The sequence below is a fragment of the Pseudoalteromonas sp. ABV4_021 genome, assembly GCF_056159365.1.
This window is the reverse complement of sequence record NZ_JBSWVB010000002.1, coordinates 851,194-872,490: the sequence shown is the minus strand read 5'-3', so window position 1 is coordinate 872,490 and position 21,297 is coordinate 851,194. Positions and strand designations below refer to the sequence as shown.

The window sequence follows — 21,297 nt, the reverse complement described above, 5'->3', positions numbered from 1 at the left end:
GTTAATGGGCACCACTTCGCACACTGCCAGGTGCGTGCCCTTGATGTTGTTTGTATGCTTTGCGAAACGCGGCTTCCGATTCATAGCCGCTTTGCTCTGCAATTTGGGCAATGCTCAAATCGCTCGTGATCAGTAATTTTCGCGCGTTGATCATCCGCCATTTTATTAAATAATTCATCGGGCTACTGCCTACTAACTTGCTAAATTTATCGGCAAAATTAGAGCGACTCATCGCGGCTTTTTCTGCCAGTTGTACCAAATTCCAGTTATGTTCTGGCTGTTGGTGAATAGCGTTTAATGCGCTACCAATACGTGAGTCAAAAAGCGCAACCAATAAGCCGCTTTGTAGTTTGCCGCTTTCTACTTGTACGCGTAACACTTCAACAAATAATAAATAGGCAAGCTGATCAACAACCGTGTAGCAGCCAGCGCGTGATTCACTTAACTCCATAATCATTAAATCAATGAGGGCAAGGGCTTTACTGTTACTGGGTGTTGCAGGCAAATGAATAACGCTTGGCATTGCATCTAATAATGGATTGATTAGGGTGTTTTTAAACTCGAAAAAACCGCACACCATATTGGTGGTTTCGCCATCATTGCTCATTGGCGCATTGATTAAATGCGGTTTAGGTGTGTCTGCGCTGCTGGCAATAATATGCTGATGGTCGTGCGGAAAAATAACCAGATCGCGGGCGTCTAATTTGTGCTTTTCATCACCCATATGTAGCCACGCTTCACCTTTACCAATCAGATGAAATGGTATTCGTCGACTGCCTGATGTATCGACCGCCCACGTGCCACAAAAATCACCGTTTACATACACTTCGGCATTTAACGACAAACGCTTTAGCAATACGCTGAGCGGATCAGGATCATTTAGGTAAATATTCGGACTTTCAGACATAAATTAAATCAGATGCGACATGTTCTTAGCGTAAGCCTCTATTTAAACTTGGTATTGAAATTTAATCAAACAGGAATCCCCCCAATGAGCAAGATTAAGATTTATGCGAAAATGAGGGGCTGTTTATCTTTGTTGATATTTTCAGCGATAGGTGATTTATTTCGCTAACAAAGCGGCATGAATGTGGTTTAGTTGTTCTAAATGAATGAAATGCCAATGCAGTTAGCGGAATAAATAGCTATTGCCCTTCGGGCTGAGGCTAAAATCGTCTTACTCTGCGTTAAAAATAATTTATTTAGAGGGCCAAACCTCATCATTTTTGCCTTGATTAGGACTATTTTTTCTCTCAGCTGAATTATTAAACAAAAATATACAGCCCCTACCGTCCCTACTGTAAAACGGCGAAATCATTGATGGATGGTTTAAATTGGCAATATGAAGAGATAGATGTCACCCATAACTCGCATGAGTTTAAGCAAATGGTGTTGTTAAGTGGTCGTAAAACAGTTCCCCAAATTTTTATTGATGGTGAGCATATTGGCGGTTGTGATGACTTTAAAGCCTACCTTACTAAACAAGCGTTGTCGGTTAATGTGTAATGGAACGGCAATATTAGCGAGCTTCGCACTCGCTAACATTGCCGTTTTTGTATTTATTTAGTACCTAACTGATGACCTTTCTTTAGTGGGTTTAGATTTAGCTAGATCTCAATTCCGGCTTAATATAAAGTGACAAATATCTGTATTTTTGTAACTAATTCTAGTTATTAATCATTTGATTACAGATGAACTTGTAGTTGGTTGCTTACGTACAAACTACAGCACACTTTTTAAGGAATTTAGATGCGTCTTTTTTCTGCCGGTCACATGTTATTACTACTTTCTTCTATGGCTTTATTTAGCAGTTTACTTGCTGCAAACCAAGCCGATTCTGCTACTGCAACAACACATCAAATACAGTGGCTCGATGGCCCTGAATTATCGATTCCGTTACAAAATATATACCCTGCAGTATTTGAAGAACGCATTTTGGTCGGTGGCGGGTTTACGCCATCAAGCATGCCGTCATTTTTTGGATTAGGTCCAAGTGAAAAGATGTTTAGTTTAAACCCCGCGCGAGCACGTTGGCAAAGTGTACCGGACTTACCTGAACCTAGGCATCATTTAGGCATGGTGAGTAATCATCACTATTTGTATGCTATTGGCGGTTATACGGGTAGTAAAGAAAAAGTGTGGCCAATTCAACGCTCGGTATTTCGCCTCGATGGTAACTTTCAGCGCTGGCGTAAAAGCGCGTCATTGCCTATCCCACTAGCAGAATCGGTTTATGCAAATGTAGGTCAAAACATTCATGTAATTGGTGGTAAAACAACGTCATCACAGACCGGTGAGCACATTGACAGTGCCGCCCACTATGTTTTGGTGAGTAATGCGTACTGGCGCAAAGCTAAACCACCTACTATTTCAAGGTATTCCGCGGCAAGCGCAGTAATTGGCGATAGAATTTATGTAATTGGTGGGCGTACCTCAGGGCAAGATGCAAAAGTACTAGATAGCGCAGAATTTTACGATGCGAGTACTGATTCGTGGTCTGCGATCGCACCTTTACCGGTTGCGGCGGCGGGGCTCTCGGCAAGCGTAATGAATGATAAAATTATTGTTACGGGCGGTGAAATCTTTAACCAAAATAGCGAAACACGCACCGTAAAAGCGGTCAATTCGGTATGGCAATATGATCCAGCCCTTGATACTTGGGCCGCGATGAACAATCTACCTCAGCCACTATATGGGCATGGTAGTGTAACACTGAGGGGGAGACTATACTTGTTAGGTGGCGCAGGCGAAAAAGAAGCAACCAATCGAGTGATGATCGCAGACTCAACAGCACAATAAAAACAGCATTTTTAAGCCACAAGTGACGGTTAAAAAAAGCTAACGGAATACGTTAGCTTTTTTGATGTCATTTGTTGTGTGATGAATGGCGTTTACCAAATCATATCTACAAATTCAGGATGGTCGACAAATGGATTGCGGTTACCTTGGTAATCATAAGCCGCTTGGTTGCGGTCGCGCTCAAGTTGGCTTACGGGGTCATTGTTGTGCCATTTTAATAAAAGTGCCACTACCCAGCTTTCAAATACCTGGTTAGTTGTGCCGTTTAGCACATCATTGGCGCTGCTGCTATTTCCTTGCCATGAGCCAATAACGTTTTGATAACGCGTAGCCATGTAAAAATAGGCGCGTGCAAAGTCACCCTTAAACTCGTCGATCGGTTCAAACACAGTCCCGTTATAACCTGTTGATGAGGCAGCGCTACCGAGTTTACTGCCATTATTTGAAACAAAACTAGCGCTACTGACTTCACCAAATGGATAGCTGCCACGTTTTGCGTTGACATAACCATCGGTTGCGAAAATATGGTGAATATCCGAATTCATAGGCTCTACTTTGCCACCAAACCAGCTTTTCGGGAAAGAGTGCTCGCGGTTATAGCAATCAGCTTCGCTATTGTAGCTGCCGCATTGGTTGGTAACGGCAATGTAATTGTAGCTATCTTGCCCGGTTGGGTTTTCAGAGTATCTATCGAGAATAGTGTTGTCTTTCTCGAAATATTTATCGCGCGATGCGCTATCGTAAAATCCCCAAATAGCTGAGTAGCCGCGTGAATTATGATTTTTGATAATATTGTGTAGCTCGGTTTTTAGTGCAAAACCTGTTAGCCCTTGGGTTGATGCATAATAACCTGTTGGCGTTGTTGGAGGTTCAGGGTCGGTTGAGCCGCCAAGTGTAAACGCTGTTGTTTGTGAACTTTGAAAGCTTGCACCACTTGCTAACACAGTATTTGCACTGGTTAAACTGTAACTGCCGTTACCGTGGTTGCAGCAAATGCCATCGCCATAGCTGTCAAAAATGGTGAAGCTGTAGTCGCCTGATGCTAAACACATTTCTTGGTTGTATTGGGTGCTTGATTGATACCTGTTGCCAGATTCAACTACATTGTTTTGGCTATTGGTAATTTGCCAGCTTGTTTCTTCGCCGTAACTGTCGGTTTGTAGCGACAGTGACACGCTATGATCATTACACCCTGTACTTGGTGGCGGTGTGCTGCCTGAAGAAGGTAAAAAGGCATCAACATAAACCACTTCGCTGCCATCGAACCCGTTTACATCATAAAAACGCAAACCCACATCGATGTTTGTGGTTGTTGATGCAGTGTATTGGTAGCTTATTTGCTGCCATTGTTGTGTAACGGCTGCATTAGAATAATTTTGATAGCCATCAACAACTAAGCGTGCTTTTATGCCGCCTTCAGTGTGATAAACCCAAGTAGAAAATTGATAGGTTTGACCCGCTTCAACAGCAACGCTTTGACGTATATCTGTGCTACTTTGCGATGCGGTATTTACCGTTACTTTTGCGGCATAACTGCCCGATTTTACAATATTGCTTTCTGGTGCAAGTGTAATACCGCTATCAATAGTAGACCAAGCACTTGGTGTGTTACTTGTCCAAGTTTCAAAATCACCATTGTTTACAGTAGCGAAACTCGCCCCTGCAACACTCATTAGGCTACTTGCAAGCAGTAGCTTTTGCCATTTTCCGTAAATCATAGTGTGTCCTTTAAACGTGTTTTTGACGATAAATCAACCAGCAGTATAAGCTAAATGAAATTTGTTACAATAATGTTAAAATTCGCGTTGGGGATTGCTACGAATTGAGTTGGTTTAATGTATTACTAGCAAGTAAAGAAACCACAAATAAGCGTCATATATTTATAAACAATGGCTTAACGCTTTAGTATTCGTTAGGTAAACTGGCGTTACTATTTCGATTTGGCTGTATTTGTTTTGGATGCAATATCTCACCTTAAAACCACGTTAAACAACTATTATTCCCTTAGCGATGAAGCGTTTTTGGCTTATAAAAATTGCACGCGATTACGCACGGTAGAAAAGGGAGAAGTATTGTATGAAATTGGCCAAACTCCTAGCCACTTTGCGTTTTTGCACCGTGGCTTGATGCGCGCATATGTTATTGACGAGCAAGGCAATGCATTTAATAAAACCTTTTTTGCTGAAGGGCGCTTTCCCGGCAGTATGACGGCGTTACTTACTAATAAGTCTAGCTTTATGGCAATTGATGCCCTCGAAAAAAGCGAGATTTTAGAAATAGATTTTAAGCAATTTCGTCAGGCGCTATTTGAAAATAATGAGTTGATGGCATTTCATATTAATTACCTTGAAACCCATTGGTTACTTGAAAAAGAGCCAAAAGAAATCGGCTATTTACAATTTGAAGCAAAACAACGTTACTTAAATTTCTTAGAAGAGTTTAACCCAATAATCAACCGCTTAACGCAGTATCATATCGCCAGTTACTTAGGTATTACGCCGACTCAGCTAAGCCGCATTAAAAAAGATTTAAAATAATTTTGGTTTATCAACATATGTAAAGGAGATAAGAATAAAGAGTGCGTAACCTTGCCGTATCAACTTGAACAAGGGCAAGGCAATGGACTTTATTAATTCACTTAATTGGCGTTACGCGGTCAATAAATTTTCTTCACAACAACTCTCACAAGCGCAGTTGCAACCACTTATCGATAGCGTACATTTGAGCGCAAGCTCTTATGGTATGCAGCCCTATGAGTTACTTGTGATAAGCAAAGATCATATTAAACAACAGCTAGTGCCGTTTAGTTACGGGCAAGATAAAATTGCACAGTGCTCACACTTATTGGTGTTAGCAAACCGTGTAACCACCTCACAGCATGATATTGATAGTTATATTTCAGCGCTTGCAGAAAATCAGCAAATTGATGTTGAAAAACTAACAGGCTACAAGCAAACCATTAGTGGTGATTTGTTATCGCTATCACCATTTGAACAACAAAAATGGAGTGCCAACCAATGTTATATCGCGCTTGGCAAATTGCTCAGTTGTGCCGCAATAAATCACATTGATGCGTGCCCAATGACAGGCTTTGATCAAAAAGCAGTAAGTGATGCCCTTGGGCTGACAGAGCGCGGGTTAAACGCTGAAATATTATGCCCTGTAGGCATTCGTAGCAGAGACGACCACACTGCGCTTAGAGCAAAATATCGCAAGCCAATAAATCAATTAGTGAGCCTATTATGAACGCCCTTTGGCCTGTCGCTTTTATCGCAGGCGCGTGTATTGCAATGCAAGCTGCGATGAATGCGCGTTTAGGGCAACTATTAAAAAGCTCATGGCTGGCAACGAGTTATGCATTTTTAACTAGTTTTATTTTGGTTTCGCTGGTGCTTTTGGTAATCAATGCAAAAACGCTCTCGGTCACGTTGCAAAATGTACAGCTGAGCAATGTACCTTGGTACTTGTGGGGGTCATGTGTATTAAGTGTTTTAGGCGTTGGTAGCATGTATTGGCTTATTCCCAAAATGGGCGTAGGTAATTTAATGAGTTACGCATTAACCGGTCAAATTATCTTCGCTATGTTAATTAGCCACTTTGGTTTATTTGATAGCCCACAAAAGCTTATTAGTATTACCAAAGCGTTGGGCACAGTATTGTTAATTGCTGGCATTGTATTGATAAATAAGGATTAAACTCATGACGTTATTAGATAGGAACCTGGCAAATTTACACCAATTTTGGTCAACATTAGCGCATACTAAAACCTCGAATGTGCATCGTCACACTAGCTGGCCAAACAAAGTGTGGCGCAGCGATTTTAAGGCAATTGACCAAAATGCTTGGCACCAACATGTATGTGTAACCACTGAACCTAATGATTTTCAACGCGAGAACTACCGTAATAAACTGATTGCAATGGGCCTTGAAGGTACACAAAAACTCGCTATCTCGAATAAGTATATTGAACGCATCACGTCAGAAGAGCGCTTAAAACCGTGGGCCAACGTATGCGGTGAGGCTTTTGGTTATTTGATTGATTATAAAACCTTGCGGCCATTACTTTGTGATAGCAATGCGACAATTTTCGCATACATTGAAAATGGTGAAATTTGCGGAACAGCAATCGCCTATATTACTAATCAGACGCTAGGTGTTCATCAAGTTGGCGTGCCAGAACGTTACCAAGGCAAAGGCATTGGCAAGGCAATAATGCAGCATTTACTTTGGTTTTCAGAGCAAAATAGTTGCGATTTTATTAGTTTGCAGGCCTCGCAAGCTGGCCTGCCAATGTATCTGTCAATGGGGTTTCTAGCGCTAGGTGCTTGCTACCATTTAGCCGAGTAGCAACAAGATCATAATGTAAAGCCCAACACCAAATGACAGGTGTGCAAGCAGGCTTTTTAGTCTGATTTGCAGCGGGTGTGGGGTTTTACTGGCAGCGATGCCAAAACCAAAACACGGTTGCATAACAAAAAAGGGCATTACCAGCGTTGAGAGCGTAAACAGTAATAATAGCGCTATATTGCCAGTGTTAAGTGTGAGTATGTTCGCCAGTATCAAATACATATATGCGTACACAACCCCAATTGCATAATGGCTGATCCAACCAATGGCAAGCTCATGCTTTTCACTGGGTGACGCCATAATCGGATTATGACGCAGCTTTCCATGAGTGATACCGATTAACCAACGCCCGACAAAAGCATAATTTAATGGCTGAATAGCGAATAATCGCAAACGTAACCAAGCGGTCAAATCCATTACAAGCGTAGCGCCTACACCAATTATCAGGCTATTTAATAATATTGAAGTCATCATTTTATCCTTAATTTTCAACTAAAAGGGGATTTTGCAACTTCAAGTCAGCTTTAAGTCAAGGTTTTGATGCAATAAAAAAAGGAAGCAAATGCTTCCTTTGGTTGTGACAACAGAATCCAATTTTTGGCTAGAATTGGAACTAGGATTTGCGGTTGTAACTTAGCGCAATTAAACACGCAGTAAGCAATAACAACCACAGCAATTGCAGCGCATCTTTAGCTGTATTTGCTAAATAGCTAAACTTTGGTGCATCGGCAATGGCTTGTGGCGAATACGTTTTATTAAAAAATAGGTAAGGGTACCAGTGGTCTTTTAGAGTGTTATACCAATCGGTTACTTGCGCTTTCATATCTAAATCACTCTGCCTATCGGTATTGGCAAGGCGGGTTAGCAATAAATCCACATTCAGCACAGGCGATAGAGCCCTAAAAACAGGCGCTTTGTTGGCGTTTTCAATATGGGTTAGATAATCATTTGCCATTGGTTTGGCGGCATCGTCACTTAACGTTTGCATGGCGTAATACCATTTCCAGTCGAATGCTTCGCCTAGCTTGCTGGTTTCTTGCCATTTCGGATAAGCCGCTAAAAAGGTGTCGAGATCTGCCTGCTTATCTCTATCCCAGCTATCGTTAATACTTTGGCGCTGCGTCATTAATAGTGATACGCCAGTATTACTTTGGCTTACGTCTAATTGGCTTGAAAAGCGCGCAGAAGGTATGGCAATTGCGAGTACCAGCCAGCTCACAACAAAAGCCAGTACCGATAAATTAGCCTGTTTTACCAACTTGCTAATGAGATAACTGACACTTGCCCAAAACAGCATATAGCTAAACAAAATAGTCAGTAACCACACGGTATCGAGCGATAGCGTAATATCCGTAAAAGCAGTAGCCGCTAATAGTACCAATACATTTAAGATAAACAGCACACTTACGCTGATAGCGATGCGTGTTATTAATAATTTACTGCCAGTTGATAGGTTGGCAGAAAATAACTGCCAGCGCCCAGTTTGTTTATCTTCGGCAAGTCGCGTTACGGTGATAAAGCCAATCAACAATGGCAATAAATAAACCCATACAAAGCCTAAATCTAACCATGTAAGGCGCAAATGTTCGCTGTTATTTATTGGTTCGTTGTAGAGTTGCCCTTGCAGCGCTAATAAACGAATGCGATTGATGGTGAGTAACTCTTGGCTTTCACCTTTAAATAAAATTGACCATGGGCTCGGTGTTTTAACCGCAGGGCTATGTAAATAGTAACCAAGTCCACCTGGTGTTGCTTTATCGCCAGCGGCTTGCCACTGAGCTATATCAGCCGCAGCAAACTGATGTTGTTTTTCGATTTCGGCAAGTTGCTTGTTGTAATGATTAAAGCCAATGACAACCGCACCAAGCGATAAAACAAGGTATACCGCCAGTTGCAAAAGAAATCCGCGATTTCTAAATAGCAGTTTTAGTTCTAAGTTAACTAAACTCATGATTGCTTTGCTCCTACACGGTAAAACAGGCCAGCGATAAGCACTAGCCAGACTAAAAACGGCAGTAAGTTTTTAAGTGGAAGCTGAGCAGGTTTCATTTCAAATTCAAACAGCGCCATATCTCGCCATACATCGCCACTTATTTTTTGTGCGCGATCGTTATGGTGATCAATTTGCTCAGTATGTACTTTATTAAGCGCTTGGATCAGTGATAAACGATAGGCCTCGGCTTGTTTTGCAAACTCATCAATACTGGCGCGGTCGTTACCGCTTAGTAGCACCGATACTTTGCTTAGCACTAGGGTAGGTGAAAGCCATGATAACCATTGATGGGTGCGTTCATGTTCTGCGAAGGTTTGCTCTAACGTGTGTAAATGACGCTGGTATATATCGCTTGTGATTCGCTCGCCCTCGGCCATGATCAAACCGTTGTAATTAACGGGCAGTTCTTCAATCGTATCTACGCCATATTGGTCAAGTACGGATTGTTTAAAACTATTGAAATAGGGATCGTTTGGATTGTGTGAGTCGCCGACTGCCTTTACATCTTTTTTCAGCTGACTGACAAAGTTAGCGTGCTCGGGAACAGGTGCTAAGCTTTGCCCAATTGGTGCAGCCATTTTTGGCACGAGAACACAAATAAACAGCCAAACCGCTAAGCTGCTTAACAAGCTTTGCAGGTTGTTTTTGGCAACTGCCGACACTGTAACGATGATCAGCACCCACATAATGCTGTATAGCCAAAAACTTGCCATCATAGCTGCAAAAGACAACCAATGCTGGGCAGATACATGTGCAGTTAAAGCAATAAACAGTGCGGCTACGCAGGCAATAAACGCCACAATAATCGTACTTAACACGATGTAAAACACCGCTTTGGCAGACATTAATGTACGTTTTGTGAGGCCAAGGCTTAACAGCCAAGTGTAGCGATTCATTTGTTTTTCGTCGCTAATTGCGCCGTACGCCAAAATAATTAATACCAATGGCCATATAAACCAAAAGAAGGTGGCAACAGACGGAAAACCAATTGCGAGGCTAGAGGCGTTCACTGGGTAACTTTTGATTGCGCTGGCATTTTGTTTGTGTGCTTCTAAAAATAAGAAGTTGCCATTAAATGGCGCGACACCAACATCGAGAAAGCTAAGTGGTGAGTGTTCGCGAAATACCACGTGGCCATAGTGTGCAACGCGGTGCGGATGGCGCTCAGGTTGTGCTTGCCAAAATTCATCGGCGGTTTTCTGCCATGTTTGCTGTGCATCAATGGCATTTTGTTGAAGTTGCCAATGACTCAATACAATGACACTTACCAATACAACAACCAGCGTTAACACGGCTTGTGCTAAACGGTGGCGACGTAATCGCCGCCATTCTTGTTTGACTATTGTTGTTAACATAATTTAGAAACTCATAGAGAGGGAAAGGCTGGCATTACGGCCATCGCCAGGAGAATGAACGGTGTCAGTTTGGTACACGCCGTTGCTATCTACACCACCAAAATCGTATACATATTCGTAGTATTCATCGGTGAGGTTATTAAGCTGCAACTTTATGGTGGCCCAATCTAGGTGGTAATCGGCGCTGGCATTGAGCAAAGTGTAATCACCGTATTTTTTGCCGGCATTTTCTTCATTAACGTAATAATCGCCCTGGGTATCTAAGTGAACGCGTAAAACGAGTTTTTCTGTGGCGTCGAAACTTGCGCCAAGCGATGCGGTAAAATCAGGAATACTTCTTAATTGATTGCCTTTAGTTACGTTTGCGGTATCACTTGGCGTGACAATTTCAGTATCGATATACGAGTAGTTTGCCCATACGGTAAATGCGTTAGATACCTGCCAGTTACCTGCTAAATCAATACCATTTCGCGTTGTTTTGCCAACGTTCTTTTGTTCACCATCAATTAATACAAACTCATTTTTGGCTTTTTGCACCCAGTACGAAGCGCGTAGTTCAACAGCATCTGCACTCCACTGTGAGCCGATTTCTGCACCGTCGTTGTGTGTCATTTCGCGGGCGTTAATATCGCCACTGGTAAACGCAGCTTTGCCAGTTGGGTGTTGAAAGCTTCTGCCAGTATTGAAAAATACCGCTGTGTTGTCGGTGAGTGCGTAAATCACATTTAGCTTAGGTTGAACAACTAGGCCAAAATCATACATTTCACGGTCGCTGCGCGTACCATCGGCGGCAAACTCACTGTAATCACCCGAAAGGTCATCAACACGTAATGCTACATTCCAGTTCAGTTTGTCGTTTGGCTGATGCTGAAGTTGCAGGTAACTGCCTTTTGTGTCGTAAATAAACTGACGGTTACGCTTAACAACTTGATCATCACGCTCTCGCGTTTGACCAACTGTGCCAAAACGTTGCTCGATAATCTCTTCGTTTTGTAGGTCAACGCCCCACAGCAGCGCCCAGTTTGGGTCAATTTGCCATGTTAACGTTGAAATTGCGCCGAGCATATCTTGATCATCAAAGCGGTTTTGAATATCACTGTGCGCTGAAAAACGTACCCAACGATTACGCTGAAAGTTTTGGCTATAAACTTTTACTGCCCAATCAACCTGGTTGTTAATGGCGGTATCGTAATGCAGGCTAATATGATGATTTTCTTTCACGCCACCATCTTGATTTGCATAATCAGCCGACATGGTTGGGTTATCCCTTGCTTCTTGTTCGCTCAAATAACCTGGGGCTGAACCTTCATATCGGCTATAGCGGGCAATTGCACCAAGTGTTGAGTCGCTATTTAATTGCCAGTCCCACCGGCCCGAAATGGCTTTTTTGGTAATATCGGTGTGGTCACGATAGCCTTCATTCTTACGATAACCTAAAGAATAGCTATGTGATAACGTATCACCTTCTTGGCCAAAATAACCTTGAATTTCACGGGTATTAAAGCTGCCTAGGGTCAGCTCTAGGTCAGCACTGCTGTCGCTACGCGATTTTACTTGATAGTTACCGGCAATATTAAATAATCCATAACGGGGATCGCTGGTGGCACGAAACATTTCGATATGATCAATGGCAATCGGGAATAACTGGTCGAGTTCACCGTAACCTGCGTGCATATTAGCTGGAATGCCGTCGATCAATAATTTAGCGTGAGGGCTGGCCCCGTCTCCGGCAAAACCACGAATTGATAAAATGGTATTTACGATGCCTTGGTTAAAACGCGATAGATAAACTCCCGGTACTTTAGTAAATAATTCTTTTAAATCATCAATATGTTGATAACTGATTTCTTCACGGCCCATATAATCAAATGAACCTGCAAGGTTAGATGAGCTAACCGATGACGATTTACCAATTACCACAATTGATTCAAGTGACTTGTCTTGATTTGCTAAAGCGAATTGAGCGCAAAGTGCAATAGATATGGCACTTAGAGATAAAGGAAGGCGGCGGATTTTCACAAACTACTCCGAAAAATATACAGTTAAACAAGGGATAAATAAGTGCTTTCAAGTGACTCGAACGATTCGCTTTGCGGCAGTTCGGCAACTTGTTTACCTTGGTGCAAAATACTGATGCGGTCAGCAAGTAAATGAGCACAACTGAGATCGTGTGTGATCATCACGGTCATTACCCCTTTTTCGCCAAGTTGTTTAATTAAGGCGACAAATTCGCGCGTAGCAACCGGATCAAGCCCGCTAGTTGGTTCATCAAGTAGCATTAAGTTGGCATTTTTTAATAGCGCCAATGCGATAGCGGTTTTTTGTCGCATGCCTTTTGAGTAAAAACGCGTTGGTCTATCGAGCGCTTCTTGATTTAAGCCACATTGAATGAGCGCATCGCGCAGGGCGCGGTCTTCAACATCAAGCGATGCTAATGACGCAAGGTATGCAAGGTTTTCTACTGCTGAAAACTCTGGGTATAAACTAACGTTTTCAGGTAGATAAAAGATATGCTGATCTAATTTGAAATTGCTGGCAAAAATTGAGTCACCGTTAAGCAGCACTTCACCCGCATCGGGTCGCGTATTGCCCAAAAGCATATTAAATGTTGTTGTTTTACCGGCGCCGTTAGAACCAAGTAGGCAGTAAACCTCGCCTGAATGTAAGTTAAAGCTTAATTCGCTCACTGCGGTTTTGTTGCCAAACTGCTTGGTTAAGGCCGAAACACTAAGAGTGTTGTTTTGCATAATGCTTGTACAACCAAAAGTTATTAATGAATGAAACAGCACTAAAACGGGACTGAAGATAACAAGTGTTTTAGTGTTACTGAGAAAAACGAGGTATGTTATATTATAACATTAAAGTAAAGTAAACCTTTGTGCGATGAGAACCGCTCGCATTACGCTTTGTGTGATTAGCGCAATGTGATTGTCTTTGTTGTGTTGCCACGCTACAGTGAGTTCTTATCAGAACCAGTTTAAAGCAATGAAAATATGATAGATTTACGCAGTGATACCGTAACCACACCGTGCGCAACAATGCGCGAACTGATGGCCAGTGCTACTGTGGGTGACGATGTATTTGGTGACGATCCAACGGTAAATGCGTTGCAGCAGAAGGCCGCAGAATTAACCGGTCATGAGGCCGCATTATTTGCGCCAAGTGGCACACAAAGTAATTTATTGGCGCTTATGGCCCATTGTCAGCGTGGTGACGAATACATTGTTGGTCAAGACGCCCATACTTATAAATATGAAGGTGGTGGTGCGGCAGTGCTCGGCAGCATTCAGCCACAACCAATAGAGTTTGAAAAAGATGGCAGCTTGTCACTCGAATTAGTTAAACGAAAAATTAAGCCGAACGATCACCATTACGCGCGCACGCGCCTTTTATCGATTGAAAATACGGTTTCGGGTAAACCGCTGCCAATGGCTTATTTATCTGACGCCCGTAACTTTTGTGACGAACATGGTTTAGGCTTGCACTTAGATGGCGCGCGGGTATTTAACGCTGCGGTGCATCATCAAGTTGCGATTAAAGACATTACCTCACAAATGGACTCGGTATCGATTTGCCTATCGAAAGGCCTCGGAGCGCCGCTTGGTAGTGTGCTATGTGGTTCAAAAGCCTTTATTCATGAAGCTCATAAGTGGCGCAAAATGCTTGGTGGCGGCATGCGCCAAGCAGGTATTGTTGCAGCTGCGGGTTTGTATGCCCTAGAAAACAATATTGACCGCCTGATTGAAGATCATAAAAACGCCGAGTTTTTAGCTTCTGAGCTATCAGATATCGACGGTACCACTGTTATTGCACAGGCTACCAATATGGTGTTTTTGCAATACCATGAAAAGAAACCGGTTACTGAATTTGCCGAATTACTTTATAAACAAGGTATTAATATTTGTGCTGGGGAGCAAATTCGTTTGGTACTTCATAAAGATGTGACACGCAAAGATTGTGTTTCAGTGGTTGCAGCAATAAAGAACGCGCTTTAGTTGTATTTAATTGAATTATTAAAGCCAAAATTAAGGCAGATATTGGTTATCTGCCTTAATATGAGTGTAATTAGATGTCAAGTTGCGCTGGCATTTACCAGTAGTAATCGAAGGTGAGATACCACGCCGCAAAGTCCCCTTGATTGATTTGCATATTGCGGTCGAAATACGCATCTTGATTGAGGTATTCAAGGTACAGCCAACCCGGGCCATAGTCGTAGCGTACGCCCGGCGCAAACGCATAAACTGTGTCACCATCTACACCATTGGTGTTTGATTTAGCTAAGGTTACATCTAATACAAAATACCAATCACCCAACGTATAACCAAGTTCGCCGGCATAGCGGGTGTTGTCGATTGTGCTTGTGACATTTGGATTGGCCGCAAGATAGGCTTGTGGTAAATCGCGTTTACCGTCAATGTAACTGAACTTAGTTGTGAGCTGGTCAAACTGCCCTTGGTAATAAATTACATAAGCGCTGTGATCGCCATCGGTACGTCTGTCTCCTGTGATCAACTCCTCTAATTTACCGTTTTGGTAGGAGGCGGCAAAGGTATGTTGTTTGTTAAATGTGTAAGAAAAATCAACAACTGCGGTGTCTACTTTTCGGTAGGTTGAACTGCTGCCCCAGTGGCGGTTGTCATCGGTGCTGTCGGTTGATTTACTTGCCCAGTCATCAGCCAAATAATAGGCAAGTTGGTAATTGAATTGGTTAACCCCACCTTGGTATTTTACGCCGACATCCATTTGGTCACCGTAAGCGGCTAAAAACATGTCCCCTGGCCAAAAATTAGCGGTTTTCCAGCCAAATGGCACTTGGCTTTTGCCAAAGGTCAGCGAGTTATTGTCGTCAATCGCGTAGCCAAACCATGCTTTGTGTAAAACATATTTTTGCCCGCTTGAATTGTTATCAACGTCAGTGAAACTGCCGGGCCCTAAGCGAAATTCTGCAGAGTAAAACCAAGGTGACTGATCTGATTTTGCACCATCTAAGTAACCAATAATCGCTTGATCGCCAAAGTCGGTTTCGTGAGTGTCTTCGTTAAAGCTGTAATTAATCCAAAATCCGCCTGCCAGTGAGGGCGATGCAGCGAGCTGCGCAGAAAGTGAAAGTGCAATTAGCGAACTAATTAAAAGGGGTTTTGAGTTCAACATAAATACCGTGTAAATAGATGACTTTAAAATAGCTTAGACCATAACTGATGAAGTTGACTAGCGCCAGATTGCAAACCATATTTAATTCATTACTAGCCATTTGTAGTTAGCTCAATGTCAATTTCAAAAAAACTCATCATTGCCTTTTTAGTCACCATGACACTGCCAATTATTGTGATTGCTGTGATCATGATTAACCAGACCCGCAACCTGGCGCACGATAATTTTACCATTGCCAATACGCGAGAAGTTACGCAGATAGATAAAGCAATTTCACTTTTCTTTGAGGAGATCAGTAAAGACGTTGTGTATATCGCGAAACACCCCGATTTAGTGGCGGCCAAAAATGGTATTAAAACTTATATGAATAGCGCATCCGCCAGTCAAATTACGCCGGAACAAAACGACGTAATTGAACAACGGGTATTCGATTTATTTTCGCAGTTTGGGGAATCACACGAGGGCATTTCTTATATTTACATGGGTAATCAACAAGGTGGTTATACGCAATGGCCAAAAGGCAGTGTAAGCGCTAACTACGACCCACGACCGCGTCCTTGGTTTAAAACAGGCACAGGCGCGACAACTAAACCGATTCGTACTCAAGCGTATTATTGGGAGCCAGATGACGCGGTTATTGTCTCTACCGTGATGTCTATTAAAGATAGTGCGGGTAGCAATTTTGGTGTAACCGGCATGGATGTGTCGCTAAAAGGGTTAACGAGCATGATCCAAAATATCAAAATGGGTGAGTCGGGCTTTTTAATGTTAATAGAAGATTCCGGCAAAATTTTGGTTGATGCCAAACACCCTGAAAATAATTTTAAAGAATTTGCGAGTGTTAAAAGCAACCTATACGCTGAATTAAGCCGCATGGAATCTGGCGACACCACCATAGAAATTGATGGCGATATTTATCTTGCCAATGTGTATACCTCGCCCAAACTCAATTGGAAGTTTATCGGTCTGCTTAAAAAGTCAGAAGTGATGGCGAAGGCAAACTCCCTGATGGTGATAATTATTGTGGTGAGTTTAATTCTTATTGGTATTTTCTCCGCACTGTCTGTGTATATTTCTAAATTAATATCGCGTCCGATTATTGAGGTAACCCGTGGCCTTGAAGATATTTCGCAAGGTGAAGGCGATTTAACCCAGCGTTTAAAAATTCGCACGCAAGATGAAACCGGAAAACTGGCTAATAGCTTTAATCAATTTTTAACTTCGATTGCTGATTTGGTGCGAGAGATTAACGGTTCTTCTGCTAATGTTAGCAACGCATCGGAAGTAAGTTCACGTTTAGTTACGTCCATGAATTCATCGCTAATGACGCAACAATTAGCTCTTGAACAAGCGTCTACCGCTATTAATGAAATGGCGGCGACCGCCAACGAAGTCGCATCAAGCTGCGCATCGGCAGCAGATTCAGCCAATTCTACTAAACAATCAGCGATTGAAGGGCAATCGTTAATTAATAAAACAGTATCAAGTGTGTCGGGGCTTTCAGATACTATCGCAAGTACAGAGCAAAATGTGCGTGATTTAGACAGTGAAAGTGAAAGCATTACCACCATTTTAGATGTGATCCGCGGTATTGCTGAGCAAACAAACTTGTTAGCACTTAATGCCGCAATTGAGGCAGCACGCGCAGGCGAGCAAGGCAGAGGCTTTTCGGTGGTAGCAGATGAGGTACGTGCGCTTTCTCAACGTACTTCCGAATCAACAGAAGAAATTGCACAGCAACTTGGTAAGCTTAGAAATATGACCCAAGCGATTTCAAAAGAGATGTCACAAAGCCTCGATATATCCTCGCAAACCGTTGAGTTCACAAAACAAGCACAAGCTAGTTTTGATTCCATTACGCATTCGGTTGATCTTATTAGTGATATGAACTCGCAAATAGCCACTGCAGCAGAAGAGCAGCAACATGTAGCGGAAGAGATTAACCGCAACGTTGTGGATATTAAAACCGGTGCTGATGAAATTTCAGGGCTAGCTAATGACGCCGATGAAAATGCCAATAGCCTGGCATCGCTTTCAGCTGCTTTAACTGCGTTGGTTAAAAAGTTTAAAACTTAACGCGCGCTTGTTAGTTATGGTGACAAAGGACAGTAACAGGTGGTGATATCCCGTAAGCTACTCTAAGCAATGCAGCCTCAATGCGTCATAGGCTAGTGTGCTGCTTGCGATATTGCATTGGGGTGATACCGGTGTATTTTTTAAAGGCGGTGTAAAACGCCGACTTAGAGTTAAAACCCGCATTCATTGCAATATCGAGTACTGTTTTATTACTATTTGTGAGTTCATTCTTAGCGTGTTTTACACGGTAGCCATTTACATAATCAAAAAAATTAACGTTTAAACGCTCGCTCAATGTTTGAGAAATATAATTGGAAGAAGTATTGATACTTTTTGCAAGTACTGGCAATGACAAGGCTGCGTTTAAATAGATCTGCTCTTGCTGCATTGCGCTTTCCAATTTGTTTGCAATGTGTTGTAAATTATCTTCACTTAATGCCGAAGTTTTATATTTATTCTGCTTCACTGACAACACAGTAGGTTCATCACCTTTACTAATATCATCAAATAATTCTTCAAACCCAGGCTTTTGGCGAAGCGCCCAAGTCGCTAAAAAGGTTACGGCTATCAGTAATAGTAAGCTTGAAAAGGGCGTATACATTTCACTTGGAAACAGCAAATTATTGAGTGTTAAATTGATGGCAAATAAGCCCCAAGGAATGCCTACTAAAAGTGCTAGTGCTGTAAGCCAACCCATCTCTTTTTGTTCTGTTGTCGCAAAAATGTCTTTTAAATGTGTGCGGTAGCGGTTTAAACGAACAATGGTTTTAACCACATAAAATGCCGATTGTAATACCCAGCCAATCACCAATAAAAAGGTGATAATTAACCCAGCATACACACTATATCGTAACAAGGGGGATGCGCTTTCAAGTACCACATCATCACCGTCAACCAAAAGCCCGTGTTGAATCTCACTGGGTAAAACTAATGTAAAAAGTGAAATAAATAGTCCGATTACAGGCAACGCAAAATGCCATTTATCGTGTTTGGAAAGCGTCCATTTCGATGCTGCTGTAAGACTTTTAATGTAAAACCAAAAGCTTGGGGCAATCATTAATAATGCAGGTAACGATACAATCAGTTGAGTTTGCCGCCACTCTGGCGCAAGCAATTTTAAGCTGGGTTGGCATATCACAATTGCAATGGCAATAAAGCAGCAAGATAGGGAAGTATAGCCGAAATTTTGACCTTTTTTAGTAATAAGTAAACTTGCGTTAAAGCCCAATAAGGTCATTGTTGCAATGTTAATCGCAAATAAGTAGATTTCAGATGGTTGCAAACTAAATCCTTTTATTTCTTTATAAACAATATCTTATTATTTTTGCTGTTTCTTTTTGGTTCTTCTCAACAGATTAGAACGATATTGCTTTAGGTATTTTACATAATCGTTTCTAACTTAACTAGCGTATGGCGTAAGGATTAATAAATGACATACCAAAATGCAATGATTACAGAACCGAATGAATTTAAAACACCGTTTAATTGGGCTGGCGTTAGCTTTTTACTCTTTATGATAGGTATTCCTGCAATACCAGCAGTATTTATTGTTGCTTTAGTTGTAATGGGGAGTGGTGTTGAGTCGCCGCTCAGTGAAATGATCAACGCGCGCTATTTTGATATGCCACTTGTGATTATTTGCCATGGTATATCAGGTATTGTGTTTTTCTTAACAATGCCATTTCAGTTTTCACTAAAGTTAAGACAAACAAAACCGCGCTATCATAAAATTAATGGCTACTTTGCGTTTATTTCAGCATGTGTGATGGCGGCGTCTGGTGTGTGGATGCATCATGTATTTTCGCCTAATGAATTTGGCGCGCGCTATGCGAGTTTGGTGATAGTTGCGATAGCGATTTTCTTAACCTTTGTTATTGCTGTTAAGTATGCAATTAAAAAGGATGTTAAACAGCACCAGCGCTGGGTACATTTTGCAGCAGCTGCAAGTTTAGCGGTTGTTAGCCCGTTATTTTTGGAAATTATTGCGATACTAATGGGCAATGTGGGAGCTGAATTTATGCATGATTATGGACGTTTAATCGGCTTGGTTTTGAATCTGTTAGTTGCACATTGGTTATTTAAAAAGAACCATAGCTGACACTTAATTGCTAAACCTTAAGGTATTCCATTTAAGCGAAATGAAGATGTTTAGCGAAGAGTACCAAGGCGAGAAGGTGTAAATATTCTTCAATGAACTAAAGCGCTTTAGCAAAAAGCCAATAACAGGGTTACTGGCTTTTTAGGCTGAAATTTTTGGCGCTGATTTTATTACACAGAGCTTACTGAACTTATTTTCCTGCACTTAGTTTTATTGAGCTTCTTTTTACTGAACAAGACTAATAATCAGATTAAATGCTGATTCTTTATCGTGAGCGGTCTCGGCATGTAAAATAAGTTGCTCACCTAGTATTAATGTTTGCTGCTGTACTTGCAGTCGTGCATCATCATTTTCAATACCATCAACGTCTGATACATGGGCAAGGCCAATGGTGCGGCGCACAAGCTCAGTTCCGGCAAAACCAAGTGCATCTTTAATGATTTGGTTGACAAAATATTCTGCATAGCCAGGTGCCTGAAGTGATAAATCACGGGTATGCTGTTTTGCAAGCGACAGCCAGGTTGCTGAGAATTCGTTGATCACTTGTTGAATTGTCGTCAGCAAATAGGTTTGCATTTGGCGGCGTTTTGGAATTTCACTAATACGGGCATTTTGCGCACAATAATTAAGTAAAAAATTACCGATAAACGAGCCTAAGTCAAAACCAATTGGGCCAAAAAAGCCAAACTCTGGGTCGATCACCTTAGTCGACTGCGCATCAACAAAAATACTGCCCGAATGCACATCGCCGTGTATTAAGCTTTGTGGCGACGATAAAAATAGCTGCTTTAATTTAGCCACTTTAATGTGCAGTTCGGTGTTTTGCTGAAGCTTCTTCACCTCACCTTCAAGTGTCGCTGGGTAGTTATTGCGCAGAGATGTGCGGTACGGATCATCAAAGAATAAGTCTTCAGTAATGGCGCACAGCTCGGGGTTTGTGAACTCAATGACCAAGGCTTTCTTTTCTGCAGGTGTTAAGTAAAAGTCTGAGTAATAAAAGCTGGTGGTTGCTAGGTAGTTTGCAAGTCGGCTGCCTAAATTTGGAAAGGTTGTTGCATGGTTTAGTTCGCCACGCAAAATCGCCATATGGCCTAAATCTTCCAAAATGGTTAGGGCAAGTTCGGTATTTTTGTGCAGCACTTTTGCTGTGTATGGTTCGCACACCGCACCATGTTTTTCAAGCACCGCCGCTTCAATACGCGCTCTATCAAGGGTTAAAGGCCACGACTCACCAACACAACGGGCATAGGGTAATGCCTGCTTCAAAATAACGCTGTTACCGTTTTCATCAGCAATACGAAAGACTAAATTGAGATTGCCATCACCAAACTCATTACAGGTTAATTGTGCATTTGGGGCAAAAAATTCGTTTAACTGTGCCACATAGTTAAGTGCACGCTCATTATCAAAAGCAATATAGTCAGTCATGGTGTTCACTATTCAAAAATACAGATAATTACGGAATTCTATACTGATGA

General features: G+C 41.9%; 19 protein-coding genes. 9 read left to right on the top strand and 10 right to left on the bottom strand.

Going from position 1 to position 21,297, the window contains the following annotated elements; all coding sequences use genetic code 11:
• Window position 1: 1 nt before the first annotated feature.
• On the bottom strand, window positions 2–907 hold the full coding sequence (locus tag ACXAFE_RS18015; protein WP_475155877.1) for a cupin domain-containing protein: 906 nt from the start codon (window positions 905–907) through the stop codon (window positions 2–4).
• A 368-nt stretch (window positions 908–1,275) separates the two neighbouring features.
• On the opposite strand from ACXAFE_RS18015, the gene ACXAFE_RS18010 reads away from it, so the two are divergent.
• The gene (locus ACXAFE_RS18010) at window positions 1,276–1,506 is read left to right on the top strand and encodes a glutaredoxin domain-containing protein (protein WP_475157774.1); all 231 of its coding nucleotides are present in this window, start codon (window positions 1,276–1,278) and stop codon (window positions 1,504–1,506) included.
• Between the two features lie 243 nt (window positions 1,507–1,749).
• Window positions 1,750–2,799, top strand: coding sequence for a Kelch repeat-containing protein (locus tag ACXAFE_RS18005; protein ID WP_475155874.1), 1,050 nt, complete (start codon window positions 1,750–1,752; stop codon window positions 2,797–2,799).
• Between the two features lie 92 nt (window positions 2,800–2,891).
• On the opposite strand, the gene ACXAFE_RS18000 is transcribed toward ACXAFE_RS18005, so the two are convergent.
• On the bottom strand, window positions 2,892–4,517 hold the full coding sequence (locus tag ACXAFE_RS18000; RefSeq protein WP_475155872.1) for an endonuclease: 1,626 nt from the start codon (window positions 4,515–4,517) through the stop codon (window positions 2,892–2,894).
• A 222-nt stretch (window positions 4,518–4,739) separates the two neighbouring features.
• Between ACXAFE_RS18000 and ACXAFE_RS17995 the strand changes: the two genes are divergently transcribed.
• The 4 genes from ACXAFE_RS17995 (at window position 4,740) to ACXAFE_RS17980 (ending at window position 7,146) form a co-directional block, all read left to right on the top strand.
• On the top strand, window positions 4,740–5,336 hold the full coding sequence (locus tag ACXAFE_RS17995) for a Crp/Fnr family transcriptional regulator (protein WP_475155870.1): 597 nt from the start codon (window positions 4,740–4,742) through the stop codon (window positions 5,334–5,336).
• Window positions 5,337–5,418: 82 nt separating this feature from the next.
• Complete coding sequence (locus tag ACXAFE_RS17990) at window positions 5,419–6,045, top strand: nitroreductase family protein (protein ID WP_475155867.1); 627 nt, start codon at window positions 5,419–5,421, stop codon at window positions 6,043–6,045.
• Window positions 6,042–6,494 (top strand): DMT family transporter, encoded by a 453-nt coding sequence (locus ACXAFE_RS17985; protein ID WP_010558267.1) that lies wholly within the window; start codon window positions 6,042–6,044, stop codon window positions 6,492–6,494. The genes ACXAFE_RS17990 and ACXAFE_RS17985 overlap by 4 nt, the downstream gene beginning before the upstream one ends.
• Window positions 6,495–6,498: 4 nt before the next feature.
• Entirely contained in the window at window positions 6,499–7,146 is a 648-nt protein-coding gene (locus tag ACXAFE_RS17980; RefSeq protein ID WP_475155862.1) for a GNAT family N-acetyltransferase, read from the top strand.
• Here ACXAFE_RS17980 and ACXAFE_RS17975 read toward each other — a convergent pair.
• The 5 genes from ACXAFE_RS17975 to ACXAFE_RS17955 form a co-directional block, all read right to left on the bottom strand.
• Window positions 7,135–7,617: a DUF2938 family protein gene (locus tag ACXAFE_RS17975; RefSeq protein WP_475155860.1), complete on the bottom strand. Its 483-nt coding sequence runs from the start codon at window positions 7,615–7,617 to the stop codon at window positions 7,135–7,137. The genes ACXAFE_RS17980 and ACXAFE_RS17975 overlap by 12 nt on opposite strands.
• A 142-nt stretch (window positions 7,618–7,759) precedes the next feature.
• Window positions 7,760–9,097: a DUF3526 domain-containing protein gene (locus ACXAFE_RS17970; protein ID WP_475155857.1), complete on the bottom strand. Its 1,338-nt coding sequence runs from the start codon at window positions 9,095–9,097 to the stop codon at window positions 7,760–7,762.
• Window positions 9,094–10,494 carry a DUF3526 domain-containing protein gene (locus ACXAFE_RS17965; RefSeq protein WP_475155854.1) on the bottom strand — a complete coding sequence of 467 codons (1,401 nt, stop codon included), beginning with the start codon at window positions 10,492–10,494 and terminating at the stop codon, window positions 9,094–9,096. Before ACXAFE_RS17965 ends, ACXAFE_RS17970 begins: the two co-directional genes overlap by 4 nt.
• A gap of 3 nt (window positions 10,495–10,497) precedes the next feature.
• Complete coding sequence (locus ACXAFE_RS17960) at window positions 10,498–12,513, bottom strand: TonB-dependent receptor (RefSeq protein ID WP_475155852.1); 2,016 nt, start codon at window positions 12,511–12,513, stop codon at window positions 10,498–10,500.
• 23 nt (window positions 12,514–12,536) lie between these two features.
• Entirely contained in the window at window positions 12,537–13,241 is a 705-nt protein-coding gene (locus ACXAFE_RS17955; protein WP_475155849.1) for an ABC transporter ATP-binding protein, read from the bottom strand.
• Window positions 13,242–13,487: 246 nt separating this feature from the next.
• On the opposite strand from ACXAFE_RS17955, the gene ltaE reads away from it, so the two are divergent.
• Window positions 13,488–14,489, top strand: coding sequence for a low-specificity L-threonine aldolase (gene ltaE / locus ACXAFE_RS17950; protein WP_475155847.1), 1,002 nt, complete (start codon window positions 13,488–13,490; stop codon window positions 14,487–14,489).
• Window positions 14,490–14,583: 94 nt separating this feature from the next.
• On the opposite strand, the gene ACXAFE_RS17945 is transcribed toward ltaE, so the two are convergent.
• Window positions 14,584–15,645, bottom strand: a complete 1,062-nt coding sequence (locus tag ACXAFE_RS17945; protein WP_475155843.1) for a hypothetical protein — start codon at window positions 15,643–15,645, stop codon at window positions 14,584–14,586.
• A gap of 114 nt (window positions 15,646–15,759) precedes the next feature.
• Here ACXAFE_RS17945 and ACXAFE_RS17940 point away from each other — a divergent pair, with 114 nt between their 5' ends.
• Entirely contained in the window at window positions 15,760–17,721 is a 1,962-nt protein-coding gene (locus ACXAFE_RS17940; RefSeq protein ID WP_475155838.1) for a methyl-accepting chemotaxis protein, read from the top strand.
• 85 nt (window positions 17,722–17,806) lie between these two features.
• On the opposite strand, the gene ACXAFE_RS17935 is transcribed toward ACXAFE_RS17940, so the two are convergent.
• Complete coding sequence (locus ACXAFE_RS17935; protein ID WP_475155832.1) at window positions 17,807–19,003, bottom strand: helix-turn-helix domain-containing protein; 1,197 nt, start codon at window positions 19,001–19,003, stop codon at window positions 17,807–17,809.
• Window positions 19,004–19,150: 147 nt separating this feature from the next.
• Between ACXAFE_RS17935 and ACXAFE_RS17930 the strand changes: the two genes are divergently transcribed.
• Window positions 19,151–19,819: a DUF2306 domain-containing protein gene (locus tag ACXAFE_RS17930; RefSeq protein ID WP_475155828.1), complete on the top strand. Its 669-nt coding sequence runs from the start codon at window positions 19,151–19,153 to the stop codon at window positions 19,817–19,819.
• Between the two features lie 225 nt (window positions 19,820–20,044).
• On the opposite strand, the gene mtnK is transcribed toward ACXAFE_RS17930, so the two are convergent.
• Window positions 20,045–21,247 carry an S-methyl-5-thioribose kinase gene (gene mtnK, locus ACXAFE_RS17925; RefSeq protein WP_475155825.1) on the bottom strand — a complete coding sequence of 401 codons (1,203 nt, stop codon included), beginning with the start codon at window positions 21,245–21,247 and terminating at the stop codon, window positions 20,045–20,047.
• Window positions 21,248–21,297 lie beyond the last annotated feature (50 nt).